The following is a 12,552-nucleotide window of genomic DNA, read 5'->3' on the forward strand; positions in this document are numbered from 1 at the left end:
TGGCGGCCTCTCCCGTGCGCAGCGCCAGCGGAACCTGGGTGGTGATTGCGGACCTCTTGGCGGACACTGTGGAGCAGTCCTCCGCGCTGTCCCGCGAGGAGACGGTACAGGCGATGTCGGCCGCTGAGGCGGTCGGGCGGATGCTGGTCACAGCAGGGCACCTGGCCAAGCACCCGATCATCCTGGTAGCCGGCAAAGTCCACTGCGAGATCACGACGGTGTCCGGAACGGCGGCGCTGACGCTGGACGAGAATCTCAACCCTGTTCCTGGCGCGGCTGGCGCCGACGACTTCATGATCTACCTCCCGTCCCCGGCTCCGCTCCAGGAGCAGGTGAAGATAGCTGCGAACAAGCACGCCCGGCTGTCTGACGCTGTCCCACCCGCTCCGGAGACGAAGGCCGCCAACTCTGTTCCGCTGATCGATCGTGAGGCTCTGCGGCGGGCGGTGACTCAGCGATGACCTCGACCTATACCTACAGCTGCACCCGGACCCACACAGCCACGCACCTGACCGACGTCATCCTCGGCACCATCACCGACATCCTCGCCGACCTGGGCATCAACATGGATCGGCTGCACCACCAATGGACGCAGAACGAGAACGCGATCAAGGCGTGGATCGAGGAGGGCTCCCTCGACACGGTCGTCCTCGAGTGCCATCAGCCCTCAGGCGCTGTGGCACCGGTGATTGAGTTCCCGGTGTCCTATACCACCTCCGGTAACGGCAACGCTGAGTTCACCGCCTCCCGTGCCCGAGCCGCACGGTTCCGCGCCAAGCTCGACCAAGTGCCCACAGGTACCACCTACCGGCTGTTCTGCACCTTCAACGGGTCCCGCACCCCACAACCAGGCTGGGGCCCGGGCCAGCGGGCAAGCATCGACGGCCTGCGCGGAATCAGCTTCGGCACCCTTGGCTCCGCTCCGCACGCTTCGACCGGTATGCGGTACTACGGCAACTGAGACGACGATTAGGAATACACCTCTATGGGATATATCGACGACGCTTTCACCAACCTCAAACACAACCTAGAGATCACTCCGACCGAGCAGAAGCTGGCGAAGACACGGCACGAGGCCATCCGAGACTTCGTCCGGTTGTACTGGGATCTCGCCGACGACTTTCTCACTGGCAGCTACCGGCGTGACACCAAGACGAAGAAGCTCAAGGACATCGACATCTTCGTGGTCATCGACGCCAACGGCTCCCAGGCCAGCTTCCGCAACCAGGCCCCCATCCAGGTGATCAACGCCCTGGAGACTCTGCTCCGTCAGAAGTGGAGCGCTGCAAGCAGCGATGGCATGGCCGTCGTTATCCCCTACGGCTCCGACGACGAGGTCATGTCGATTGACGTAGTCCCCGCGTTCAAGCGCGACGGCGGCGGCTACTACATTCCCGATCCCTCAGCGGGCGAATGGATTGCGACCAACCCCAAGCACCACCACGAGCTGAGCATCGCCAAGAACGCCGACTGCGATGGCAAGTTCGTACCCTTCGTCAAGATGGTCAAGGGCATCAACCGCGAACTCGGCGAGCCCGTGAAGCCCTCCTTCCTGCTGGAGGTCATGGCCCAGGCACTGGTGAAGCCACCAATTGGGCGCTATCAGGACGAGATCGTGCTGTTCCTGGCCACCGCCGCCGAACGCATCAGCGAGGAATGGTCTGATCCTGCTGGACTGGGTGGTGACGTCAACTCCGCCATGAACACGACACAGACACTCGCTGCGGCCAGCGCGCTGGACCAGGCGCGAGCCATCGCAGAACGCGCGGTCGACCTGGAGGATGAGGAGCAGGAACGCGCCGCTTACGACGAGTGGAAGAAGCTGTTCGGGAAGCGGATGACCAAGCCATGAACCTCTCTACCGACCCCGGCGGTGTCCACGGGATCCCGCCTCGTGCCATCCATGAGCGCCAGCTCGACGACGACATGCTGCTCCTGCAGCGTGCCGCATCGGCAAGCCACGAACGAGGCCAACTCCTCGAAGCCGGGCGCGTCACCGCCGCCCTCGCACTCGCAGCCTCTGGTGTCCTGTTCACGCTGATCGGCGACGGCCGGACAGTCGTCTTGATCGTCGGGTTCTTCTGGTTTGTCGTCTCCGCGTTCCTGCTCAAGGGCTATGCCGGGAACACTGCCCGCCAGGGTGCCCTGCTCCAGGAGATGTTCGACACCGCTCTTTTCTACTTGCCGTGGCGCGCCACCGTGGCAGGCGACCCTATCCCCGAACCTGACGTCCGCCGTCTCGCGCGTAAGCTTCCCCGAGATGGAGCGAAAGACAAATACATCATCGAGGGCTGGTACGACCCCACTAACGACGTTCACCATCCCTATGACGTATTCATCGCCCAGGAACAGAATCTTGCCTGGGATGCTCGTCTGCGCCGCCGCTACAGCCACTTCATCGCCACCGTCGCGATCCTGTGGACCACCATTGGCCTAGTTGTCGGTCTCGTGATCGCGGACGCCACGTTGCTCGATACCCTCCTCAGCTTCTTCGTTCCATCCCTGGCGGCCTACCAGATCGCATACGAGATCTGGTCCGGCCAACGCAGGGTAGCCGACGAACGCGAACGACTCGCGAAGGTCGTCAACAACGAGCTACACAACGGTCGCCCTGGTCCCATCACCAACGACGAATGGCACCGCCTGCGAAACGTCGCACGGAACGTGCAGGATGGCGTACTCCGCACTCGCCTGGATTCCACCCGAGTACCTAACTGGTTCTACCAACGCTTCCGCGATGACGACGAACACGACTTCGGCGATACTGCAGAAGGCCACCGTGTCCGCCTCGCCCAAGACACATCTCCGCCTACTTAGGATAATTCTGAGAACCTTTTTGTGTTGGTTGTGACAAGGGCGTAACCTTGCCCACGCCTACTGCTCAAGCCACCCCACCTAGATCAACGTTCAAGGCTCTACCGAGTCCGACTATTGCGGAACGAGTACTTCGCCAGCGAGCCGCTCTACGTAGGGCTTCAGCCGGGCGTGGACGTCGTCGCGCTCGGAGGCTTGGATGATCTCGGCGCAGATCACCAGTTGGGCCAAGCGGCCGTGCTCGGTGTCCAGCACATCGCCAAACACTTCGCGCACCTTCGAGGCGGTGGCCGGGGCGGGCAGGGCGTAAGCCAGCAGTACGGCTGGGTCGTATCCGGCCGGGGCGGCTCCCCACCCTTCCCAATCGAGGACTTCCAGCGGGTCGCGGGTCAGATTAGCCCAGTGCAGGTCTCCGTGAGCTGCTTCCCAGCGGTGCACGGTCAGATCCGCCCCGGCCAGGCCGGGGATGAACCGGGGGATCCGGTTGATGTACGCCTGCGTCATCACCTCCCGGCCCGGTGGCACCGAGTTAGCGCGAACCTCTTCTAGGCAGGCGCGCAGGTTCTGCCACCACTGGTCGTCCACCGGAGCCGTATTGGACAGGTCCGGCCTCGGGGAGAGAACCTGCCCGCGAAGGCGCGTCCACAGAGTTGCCTGGAACGCACCTTCCTCCTCTTGCCATACGTACTCGCCGAGCATCACCGGGCGCGGAGTCGCCTCACCGAGTAGCGCATCCGCGAGCGCGGCGCCTTCCCAGATCTTCCCCTCCGGCCGGGGCGCAGCCATGAGCCGCAGCCAGGCCGGGAGCCCACCGACCGCGGTCACCGGGCCGCTCAGCGTGCGTCCGCCTACCCCGGAGTGCAACAAAACGCCAGCAGGGGCGTGGGCTCCGAGGTGTCCGGCCGCCTGATGCCATCGACCGGTCAGGTCAGCGGGCAGGTGGGTCGAGGAGTTCACAGAGTTCCTTGAGTCGGTGTTCGGGCACAGGCTCACAGATCGCTTCGGCCGCCTGCGCGTAGTGCGTGCTGTTGGTGGTGCTGATCAGGACCCCTGTCAGCCCCGGTGCTGACGCAGCGACCTTCAGCGCGGCTTCGACGCGGTCCGCTCCAGGCTGCACCGCTTCGGCCAGCTTCGGGGTGATCAGCGGCAGCAGTTCGCCGCCGTGGAAAGGGGCCGACGCCCACGCTTCCAATCCTGCCTGGCTGGCTTGGGCGATGGGGCCGTTTCCTTCCAGGCTTTGGCGGACGGGGGCGATCTTCACCATGGATACGGGGAGCTGGATCGCGCGGAGCCCGTTCTCGGGTCGGCCTGCGGCTTCCTCGGCGAGGTGGAGCAGCTCGGTGACGGTGAAGGCCCCGGTGTCGAACCCGCTCCAGGTGGAAACGCCGTACCCGCCGATGGCACCCGAGGCGCACAACTCCTCCAGGGCGGTGAAGGCGGACCGTATGCGCCGGTGGAGGTCGCCCCGCTCTTGGTGGTGGTGTTCGGGGTTGTGCAGGTACACCAGGTCGGGCCTTCGCCGGAGTTCGGTGCGCGACATGGCGACCTGGTGGCGCACGTAGTCGGGGGAGATGCTGTGTCGGAGTTCGGCCTCCTCCTGGGAAAGCGCGCCGCTGGTGAGCGCCACCCGGGCCTGCCCACCGGTCATGTAGCCGACCTTGGTGGAGAGGCGGAGCCGGGGATGTTCACGCAGCACGGGTGCGATCGCGGCCTGGTGCGAACCGCCTCCGTACACGGGTGCGGTGTCGATGAGAGGGCAGTCGGCCGAAGCCGCGATGCTCACCGAGGTGGCGGCGTCGCGGCTCCGGTAGGTCCCCATGCCGAGGACGGTCATACGGTGCCTTCCCAGGCCAGCGCACCATCGTCCATCAACCTGCGCAGCAGCCCCAGAAGCGCCTTCTCCGAGACGGTGGGGACCAGCTCGTGCAGCTCCTTCACGCAGGTGGGGCCGTTGCGGTTCAGGTGGGCGATCGCCGGGGCGACCTTGGCCGAGAGGCGCCAGCGCCGCCCCTGCGCGGCATAGACCACTTCGTCCCCCGCCTGGGTGAGTTCGGAGGTGATGGTGCCTCGCAGGGAGGCGAACCGGACGACGGAGGACAGTGTCAGGTCGCCGGTGACCGCGACCGGCAGGCTGAACACCGGCCGTGCCGCAGAGGTCTCGTCCTGGCTTCGCCAGTACTCCTCCACCACCTCTGGAGAACGCAGACGGCCCGACACCAGCTTGGAGATGCGCCGGGCCCAGAGCGCGTGCTCGGTGGTCGCACGCGGAACGTCGGCCCTGATCTCGTCGTTTCCGACCAGGTCGTTGACCAGCCAGCGCAGGAAGTTCACCCCGGTCGTGGTCACCAGACCGCAGGTCAGGTGCAGGCTCGGCTCGCCCTCGGAAGCAGCGACCGCGTGCCAGCATCCTCGGGGGACGTGCAGGACGTCCCCGGGAGCCATGACGAACTCGTCGATGACCTCCGTGGGTTCCTCTTCGGCGAACTCGACGTCCTCATGCAAGGGGGCCAGACGGGTGTTGCCATAGATGCGCCACCGTTTGCGCCCCGACACCTGGAGAACGATGACGTCGTGGTCGTCCCAGTGGACTCCGAAGCCTTCCCGGCTGGTCCAGGAGGCGTAGGCGTTGACCTGGATTCCGGTCCTGAGCCAGGCCTCCAGCTCGCTGATGAGCCGTCCGATCGGCGGGTGCATCTCGTCGATGGCGTCCAGAACCAGTGTGGCGCCCTCTTTGAGCTGCTGTTGGAACAGGTGGGGGACGGGCTGGTTCCAGTCGGGCATCCGGCGGTACTGCCGAAGCCGAGTGTAGGCACCAGCGTCAACGACCCCTCCCGCGGCGAGCCGCATCCTGGGGGAGTCGAGCCGTTGGTGCGCGAGCAGTGTGTTCAGATCCGACCAGTTCAGCAGGTCGGCGAAGGCCTCTCGTTCGCCTTCGCCGGCCGGGTAGCGGCGGTGTTCGCGGCCGAGCACCCGGGCGGGGAACTGGTCCCCGCCCAGACGGCCGCTGATCAGGTCAGCGGTCAAGGTGTGCTCCTAGTAGAGGCCGTTGTCGTTGGTGTCGCCCCTGCCGGTGCTGCCTCCGTCGGAGGGCTGTTCGGCGCGGGACCGGACGGCCGCGATGTCCTCCACCGCGAGAACCAGCTCGTCGTCGGCGTACTGCGTGGTGCTGTCCATCAGGATCTCCTCGTACCTCGTTGGATTCGGGGGTGTGCTCTGCACGGGGCGGTGCTCGTGCTCGGACCATGTGTCCCTTCCTGGGCTTCGCCCTGCTTCCCGGCCTGGGCAGTGACGGTTCTTCAAGGTCGAGCGGGGTTCGGGCGTTCAGCGATCACGACATCCACGTGCTGACGGAGGTGGGCGACCTTGGGACCGTCATCCCTGACCGCCGCCCAACGCGAATTCGGCCCAGGTGACGGTCCCCAAACCGGAGCAGAAGGGGAAGTCCAGTACCGAGCGGGTGCCCCAGCGCTCGGCGAGGTGGTGGATGAGGAGCAGGCCCCGGCCGCGCTCGGCTTCGGCCCACTCCTCCAGGGTGCGCCGGTGCGGGATCTGGGGCCTGAGGGTTTCGGGGGTGTCGGCGCGGGCGCCGTCATCGACGATCGCCACTCGGAGGGTGTCGGCGGTGGGCATGTGCAGCGTGCGGATGACCCGGCCTTCGGGATCCTGGCCCGAGCGCGAATGATCGCAGGAGTTCGCGAACATCTCGCTGGCGCAGAGCACCATGTTCTCGCTCGTCTCCTCGGTCATTCCGATCAGGCGGGCCAGATCAGCGGCCAGGTCGGAGCGGACCCAAGCAGTCTGAGCCAGCTCGCCCGGGTAGATGCGGGAGGGCCAGCGGCGTCCGGTGAAGGGCATGGTGGGGGTGTGGAGCGGGGCTCGGGGGTGCGGCACAATGACCATGTCGGCAACTCGCTTTCTTTGAAATCGGGGCTGGTTGTCGGCCTGCTCTGGGGGTGTTAGCGCACCCGCCAGAGCTTTTTCGCGGTCGCCTTCGGGCGGTGACCGGGTTCGGAGGGCCTTCGGAGAGCGTCAGCGCATGGCCGTGATCGTGTTTCCGCAGTAGCGGCATGTGGCGGTGGCCGTGTTGCCGCGCTTCACGGGCGGTTGATCTGGGATGTGGTCGTGCCCGTTGGGGGCCGAGCAGGTCGTCTGGTTGTCCAGCACGCCTCACCGGGGCGGAACCGAGGAGTGTCGGCCGCCGATCGGTCCTACTTCAGCTGGCCTCGGTGGGCGTTGGCCTGTTGGTAGGGCACTGGTTGACTGGAGGAGAGTGCTACCTCGGGTAGTAACGGCATCGACGTCGTGGTGCTCATACGGTCGTCCCCAACCGGTGCAGCCCAGCCAGGACCGCCCGAAGGATCTGCAGCGGCGCGCTGTCCAACGGTCGTCGGGAAACCGGGATCAGTGGCGGGCTGGGTGAGCGCGGCGGGCCCTCAGAGAAGGTCGGGGGAGACGAAGCGTAGGTGCGTACACGCCCAGCCCTGCGGGGACGGCAACGATCTCGGCTTGAGGTCGTCAGGGCGTTCCACGCGCCCTCGTTGATCCACGTCTGAGGCCAGTGGATGAAGTCAGTCATGTCAGTGCTTTCGTTGTGCTCGTGCTTCAACGGTCGCCTCACGCACTGTCCTTGCGCTACTGATTGCGCGATTCTCGTAACTTCCTGACAGTTCTCGGCTATTGCGCGTAATATTGCGTGCATGAGCGAGCCCCCCTTTCGTGAGCTACTCACGAAGTACCGAGAACTCAAAGGGCTGAGTCAGGAACAGGTAGCTTCTCACCTGGGATGTTCGTCGGCATCCGTGTCGAGATGGGCGAACGGGCATTCCCTCCCGCAGCGTGAAACCGCCGAAGAACTGGACAATTTGCTCAATGCGGGCAAGAAACTGTTTGCGGCATGGAGGCTCGGCCGTACAGGTACGGTCACCCCCGAGTGGGCGAGGTCGTTGTCTGCGATCGAGCAGGCCGCTCAGACGCTGCAGTGCGTGTCCCCAGTACTTGTGCCTGGTTACCTTCAGTGCGCCGAGTACGCCGAGTGGGTGTTCCGGCTGGGTTGGCCGCAGGCTTCCGACCGGGAAATCGAGTACCTCACCCAAGTTCGGACACGCCGCCTGGGCGAGTTGCCGGGGTTGCGTATAACGGCGGTTTTCCCCGTGACCGCACTGTCGGGCTCACCACCAAAAGTGCGACGATCCCAGGCTCAGCACCTACTCGCGGTGACACAGAAGCGAGAGGTGTCAGTGCACGTCGTCCCGGAAGGTTCCATTCTTGCGGCGGTAACCTCTCCCCTGCTCGTCTTTCGCCTGCGCTCCGGGGAGACCGTGATCTCCAGTGATCACGTGGACGGTAACGTGATCTACGAGAATTCCGAGGGTTACGACCGGCTTGCATCACTCATCACAGGGGCCCTGGCGGCATCCCTCCCCGCCGAGCACTCTCGACAGGTATTGGAAGGCTTGACGACATGAACCACTGGCACAAGTCCTCGTACAGCAACACGGGGGCGAACTGTGTTGAGGCGCGGGAGCACTCCGGGGGCGCGGATGTCCGCGACACCCAGAACCGCGAGGCCGGGCACCTGTCCTTCTGTAAGAACGAGTGGTCCGCGCTGCTCGGCACCGTGGTTTCTACTCGGTAGTCGAACAAGGGCCGGCCCCGCCGGGTGTGCCGATAACTTCCCGTAAGCGCTGTTGAGGCTGCCCTGGTCCGGCGGTCGGCCAGCTGGGGTCACAGGGAGATGGAAGAGCTGGCTGGCCTGTCCCGACCATGGCGGTCGCTCTGAACCGAGGAGCGCACCCGGAACTCCTCCGAGGCCCCGAACATACGAAAACCCCAGGTCACCAGCGGCATCAAACACGCTCTGACCTGGGGTTCTCCCTGGTAGGGCCCCGGGGGATCGAACCCCGAACCCGCGGATTAAAAGTCCGCTGCTCTGCCAGTTGAGCTAAGGCCCCACGACGGCTCTGGGCTCGTCGCCGGGACAACTCTACCGCAGTGGTACGGCGGGCGCAGAGCACCCTTCGTCGGATGCCGTGGAGTACTGGGGCCTCTGGTGGCGGCGGTCCCGGAGCCGGTGGGTTCCGGACGTACCGGTCGGCCGCGGGGGATGATCCGGACGCGGCGGGCTCTTCCTCCCCGGCCCCGCTCGGGGCACGCCCGGAGCCCGGTTCAGCGCAGCGGGTCCCCTGATGCATCATGAAAAAATACACGTTGAGAAATATTGCACGTCATGAAATTATTGATCGTGTAAGGGGAGGATCCATGGGGCTGAGGGAACGCAAGAAACTGGCCACGCGCCGCGCACTGCAGGGCGCGGCGGTACGGCTCACTCTGGAGCACGGCCTGGAGAACGTGACGGTGGAGGCGATCTCGGCCGCTGCCGACGTCTCCGCCAGGACCTTCTTCAACTACTTCGCGACCAAGGAGGACGCACTCCTCGGGGACGTCCCCGACGCCCCGCACGAGGAGGCGCGCGGGGAGTTCGTGGCCGACGGGCCCACCGGTGTGTTCGCGGAGGACCTCGTCATCCTGCTGGTGGCCTCCCTGGTCACCTCAGGCGACCTCGCCACCCAGCGTGCCGAAACCGCGCTGCGCAAACAGCTCATGGACCGCGAACCCCAGCTCCTGCCCGGCCTGCTCGCCCGCTTCCACAACCTGGAACAGGGCCTGGCCGGGGCGATCGCCGAACGTTCGGGCGCCCCCGCCGACGACGCGCGTTCCGAGCTGGCCGCGGCGGCCGCGATGTCCGCCGTACGCCACTCCATAAAGCGGGTCCCCTACGGGAGCGGTGCGGGGATCGACGAGCTGCACGGTCAGCTCAGTGAGTCGCTGCGGATGCTGGGCGAGGTCTTCGCGCCCGAGACGGACGCCTGAATCCGGTCTGCCAGCCTCCCGATCGCACCCGCCACAAGGTGTGCCGCACGCCTCAGGAACGCCGTGGGCCCGTGAACCGTCAGACCCCCTACGGGGTTCCGCGATCCCGTGCCCGGCCTCCCCGGGGAGTCGGGGAAGGAAGTCAGGGGCCGCCCAGGGCTGTCCCCGATGGGAATCGTCGTCGGCTGCGGGCAAGGTGGAGGTATGAACGAGAAATTCGGAAGCAAGCGACTCCAGCGCAGTGAATCCGACCGTTTCCTGACCGGTGTCTGCGGGGGTATCGCCGCCTACACGGGTCTGGATTCCACCATCATCCGGATCGTCTTCGTCGTCCTGACCCTGCTGGGCTTCTCCGGGATCCCGATCTACATCCTGGCCTGGCTGCTGATGCCCGCCGAGAGCGAGCGGCGTTCGCTGCTGGAGCAGATCATCCGCAACTTCCAGGGAAAGGGGAGCGAGAACTGATGTGGAGCCTGCGAGCACATCCGGACTGGGAGCGGCGCGAGCTGCGCGCCCAGCGGGAGGAACACGAGGCCGAGGAGTCCCGCGAGCAGCACGTGGAACACGGCGTCGAGTGCTGACCGGACGAGACGTCCGGCAGGGCGCGACGGGCAACGGCGGGGGCCGGGCCCGGACGAGGGCTGGACGGGCCCGGCCCGCCGACGGCAGGACCGGCCCGACCGCCTAGGAGGCCGACTCCGACTCGGTCTCCTCCATGCGCGCGGAGACCTCCCCGGACATCCGGGACCACGGGACGGCGAGGGCGATCGCGGAGAGCAGGGCGAGCAGGCCCGCCCCGACGATGACCGTGCTCGTGTCAGTGACCTCCACGAAGTAGCTGGACAGCAGGATGCCGACGCCCTGCGCGGCCTGGAGCCCCGAGGCGACCAGGCCGAAGGCCAGACCGCGACCCTCCTTGGGCACACACAGGACGAAGGCCGCGTTGGCCACGAACTGGTAGGAGCCCGCGGCCCCGCACAGGGCCAGCGCGGTGATCATCATCCACAACGGCATCTGGAAGACCCAGAGCAGCAGTGGCACACAGGTCAGGACCGCGAGTGGGCCGAGCAGCCTGATCCTGGTCGGCGGCGGGACCAGCCGGGTCAGCGTCAGTCCGCCGACGAGTGCACCGATCGCCTGACCGGCCATGATGAACCCGGCCGCCGCGGGGCCGGCGCCCGCTTCGGCGGCCATGGGGTTGGCCAGCCCGTAGGGGACCGAGTACAGGCCCGCGAGCCAGGCGAGCAGGGCGAGGGTGCGCAGCCTGGGGTCACCGAAGACGAGCTTGGCGCCGCCAGTGGTCATCGCCACGAGCCCGGGTCGTTTCTCTCCGGTCTGCTCCCTGAGCGGGGTGGGCCGGGCCCTGACTCCGAACCGCAGGATCAGCGCGGACAGGACGAAGAGCATGCCCGTCGACATCAGGGTGGTGTTGGGGCCGACGAACGTGACGATCACGCCGCCCGCGATCAGCCCGAGGAGCATCCCGACCTGTGTGGTCAGGTGAAGGATCGCGGTGCTCGCCACGTAGCGCTCGCCCTGGACGATCTGGGTCAGCAGGGCCGCCCTGGCGGAGGCGAACGGGATCGACGGCAGGATCGACAGGAACAACAGGATCCAGACCAGCCAGACCGGTATGCCGGGGATTCCCACGCTGGCGATGACGACCGCCCGGATCACGTCGCAGGCGACCATGACCCGGCGCCGGGGCAGGATGTCGGCGAGCCCCGAGAACAGGGGGCCGGCGAGTATCGGGGGCAGGAATGTCACGGCCAGCGTGATTCCCGCGGCGAAGGCCGAATCCGTCAGCTGGTACACCAGGACACTGGCCGTGATGTTCAGCAGGTTGGTGCCGATCATCGACAGGGCGTGGGCCAGCCACATGGAGCGGAACTCACCGATCGCCATGACGTCGCGGTAACTACTGCGCCATTTGTTGTCCTGCGCCGCGGAAGATTCGTGGTCTCCGTTGTCAGGGGCTTTGTCGAGGCTCGGATTGCCCACCCGGCACTCCCTTACTTTCACAGGGGGTGGAATCACGCTGTGTCGTGTTCCCATGACCAACGGTTCCGGAAGTGGGCTTCGATGACAAGCCGGTTGGGCTAATTCGTGTCTGATTCGTTGCTCCCAGTAATGCTTCCCTTTACGCTTCCTCGGGTCCGCGGGTTTCGGCATTCGGATTGTTTTCCCAGGTGGTTCCGGTTGGAGAGAAGAATTTTTCGGTCGCCTGGTGTGCCGGGCGGTCGAGATGCGTCGTTACACGCAGACACGGTGTCGCCAAAGCGGAACACCGTTCCACAGGGCCATTTTTATGGGATCAGCGGATGAATTGTGGGCGAATGTCGCCCTGGGTGAACACGGAGGGGTCCGCGGGCGCGCCCGTACCGGTTCGGTGGTCGGGGTGCGGGGCCGGGGCCGAACGGGACCCGGGGCCGGTGGCTCGGAGGGCTCAGCCCCAGCCGAGTTCGGTGAGCCGGGAGTCGTCGATGCCGAAGTGGTGGGCGATCTCGTGCACGACGGTGACGAGCACCTCGTCGACCACCTGCTCCGGGGACCGGCAGATCGCGCAGATGTTGCGACGGTAGATGAAGATCTGGTCCGGGAGCACCCCGAAGTAGGAGTCGCCCCGCTCGGTCAGGGGGATCCCCTCGTACAGGCCGAGCAGGCCCTCCTGGGACTCGTCCTCGACCGTGATCACCACGTTGTCCATGAGCTGGGCCAGCTCCGGTGGGATCTGGTCCAGGGCGTCGGCCACCAGTTCCTCGAAGTCCCCGCGTGTCAGTTCAACCACACCTGCCATTGTGCTGCCTCCCCGGAGCGTCGAGGAAGAGACATAACACTCTGGATGGGAGGAAACATTGGGAACAGCTT

At 66.0% G+C, this 12,552-nt stretch carries 15 protein-coding genes and 1 tRNA gene; 8 read left to right on the forward strand and 8 right to left on the reverse strand.

Going from position 1 to position 12,552, the window contains the following annotated elements; genetic code table 11:
* The first annotated feature begins 38 nt into the window (after positions 1 to 38).
* From ACUKCB_RS23475 to ACUKCB_RS23490, 4 genes are read left to right on the forward strand one after another with little or no spacing between them, the layout of a single operon-like run.
* A complete protein-coding gene (locus ACUKCB_RS23475; RefSeq protein WP_473037765.1) occupies positions 39 to 461 on the forward strand; it encodes a hypothetical protein in 423 nt (140 codons plus the stop codon).
* On the forward strand, positions 458 to 961 hold the full coding sequence (locus ACUKCB_RS23480) for a hypothetical protein (protein ID WP_473037766.1): 504 nt from the start codon (positions 458 to 460) through the stop codon (positions 959 to 961). Before ACUKCB_RS23475 ends, ACUKCB_RS23480 begins: the two co-directional genes overlap by 4 nt.
* A gap of 24 nt (positions 962 to 985) precedes the next feature.
* The gene (locus tag ACUKCB_RS23485; RefSeq protein WP_473037767.1) at positions 986 to 1,852 is read left to right on the forward strand and encodes a CBASS oligonucleotide cyclase; all 867 of its coding nucleotides are present in this window, start codon (positions 986 to 988) and stop codon (positions 1,850 to 1,852) included.
* Positions 1,849 to 2,817 carry an S-4TM family putative pore-forming effector gene (locus tag ACUKCB_RS23490; protein WP_473037768.1) on the forward strand — a complete coding sequence of 323 codons (969 nt, stop codon included), beginning with the start codon at positions 1,849 to 1,851 and terminating at the stop codon, positions 2,815 to 2,817. The genes ACUKCB_RS23485 and ACUKCB_RS23490 overlap by 4 nt, the downstream gene beginning before the upstream one ends.
* 111 nt (positions 2,818 to 2,928) lie before the next feature.
* Here ACUKCB_RS23490 and ACUKCB_RS23495 read toward each other — a convergent pair whose 3' ends face one another.
* The 5 genes from ACUKCB_RS23495 to ACUKCB_RS23515 all read right to left on the reverse strand — a co-directional run bounded on the left by ACUKCB_RS23495 (position 2,929) and on the right by ACUKCB_RS23515 (position 6,714).
* Entirely contained in the window at positions 2,929 to 3,771 is an 843-nt protein-coding gene (locus tag ACUKCB_RS23495) for a phosphotransferase (RefSeq protein WP_473037769.1), read from the reverse strand.
* Positions 3,743 to 4,648, reverse strand: a complete 906-nt coding sequence (locus tag ACUKCB_RS23500) for an aldo/keto reductase (RefSeq protein ID WP_473037770.1) — start codon at positions 4,646 to 4,648, stop codon at positions 3,743 to 3,745. Before ACUKCB_RS23500 ends, ACUKCB_RS23495 begins: the two co-directional genes overlap by 29 nt.
* Complete coding sequence (locus tag ACUKCB_RS23505; protein WP_473037771.1) at positions 4,645 to 5,838, reverse strand: cupin domain-containing protein; 1,194 nt, start codon at positions 5,836 to 5,838, stop codon at positions 4,645 to 4,647. Before ACUKCB_RS23505 ends, ACUKCB_RS23500 begins: the two co-directional genes overlap by 4 nt.
* 9 nt (positions 5,839 to 5,847) lie before the next feature.
* Positions 5,848 to 5,988 carry a hypothetical protein gene (locus tag ACUKCB_RS23510; RefSeq protein ID WP_017578987.1) on the reverse strand — a complete coding sequence of 47 codons (141 nt, stop codon included), beginning with the start codon at positions 5,986 to 5,988 and terminating at the stop codon, positions 5,848 to 5,850.
* Between the two features lie 198 nt (positions 5,989 to 6,186).
* Positions 6,187 to 6,714 (reverse strand): ATP-binding protein, encoded by a 528-nt coding sequence (locus tag ACUKCB_RS23515; protein WP_473037772.1) that lies wholly within the window; start codon positions 6,712 to 6,714, stop codon positions 6,187 to 6,189.
* A 797-nt stretch (positions 6,715 to 7,511) separates the two neighbouring features.
* Here ACUKCB_RS23515 and ACUKCB_RS23520 point away from each other — a divergent pair.
* Positions 7,512 to 8,279, forward strand: a complete 768-nt coding sequence (locus ACUKCB_RS23520) for a helix-turn-helix domain-containing protein (RefSeq protein WP_473037773.1) — start codon at positions 7,512 to 7,514, stop codon at positions 8,277 to 8,279.
* Positions 8,276 to 8,449 (forward strand): DUF397 domain-containing protein, encoded by a 174-nt coding sequence (locus ACUKCB_RS23525; protein WP_473037774.1) that lies wholly within the window; start codon positions 8,276 to 8,278, stop codon positions 8,447 to 8,449. The genes ACUKCB_RS23520 and ACUKCB_RS23525 overlap by 4 nt, the downstream gene beginning before the upstream one ends.
* Before the next feature lie 240 nt (positions 8,450 to 8,689).
* Here ACUKCB_RS23525 and ACUKCB_RS23530 read toward each other — a convergent pair.
* Positions 8,690 to 8,765 (reverse strand) — tRNA-Lys (locus ACUKCB_RS23530).
* A 307-nt stretch (positions 8,766 to 9,072) separates the two neighbouring features.
* Between ACUKCB_RS23530 and ACUKCB_RS23535 the strand changes: the two genes are divergently transcribed.
* Both ACUKCB_RS23535 and ACUKCB_RS23540 read left to right on the forward strand, forming a co-directional pair.
* Positions 9,073 to 9,684 carry a TetR/AcrR family transcriptional regulator gene (locus tag ACUKCB_RS23535; protein WP_473037775.1) on the forward strand — a complete coding sequence of 204 codons (612 nt, stop codon included), beginning with the start codon at positions 9,073 to 9,075 and terminating at the stop codon, positions 9,682 to 9,684.
* A 204-nt stretch (positions 9,685 to 9,888) separates the two neighbouring features.
* Entirely contained in the window at positions 9,889 to 10,149 is a 261-nt protein-coding gene (locus tag ACUKCB_RS23540) for a PspC domain-containing protein (RefSeq protein ID WP_191267488.1), read from the forward strand.
* A 219-nt stretch (positions 10,150 to 10,368) separates the two neighbouring features.
* Here ACUKCB_RS23540 and ACUKCB_RS23545 read toward each other — a convergent pair whose 3' ends face one another.
* Together ACUKCB_RS23545 and ACUKCB_RS23550 are read right to left on the reverse strand one after the other, a co-directional pair.
* Positions 10,369 to 11,685, reverse strand: a complete 1,317-nt coding sequence (locus ACUKCB_RS23545; RefSeq protein ID WP_473037776.1) for an MFS transporter — start codon at positions 11,683 to 11,685, stop codon at positions 10,369 to 10,371.
* A 445-nt stretch (positions 11,686 to 12,130) separates the two neighbouring features.
* Positions 12,131 to 12,481: a metallopeptidase family protein gene (locus ACUKCB_RS23550; RefSeq protein WP_191267484.1), complete on the reverse strand. Its 351-nt coding sequence runs from the start codon at positions 12,479 to 12,481 to the stop codon at positions 12,131 to 12,133.
* Positions 12,482 to 12,552 lie beyond the last annotated feature (71 nt).

The sequence above is a fragment of the Nocardiopsis moroccensis genome (assembly GCF_055763695.1).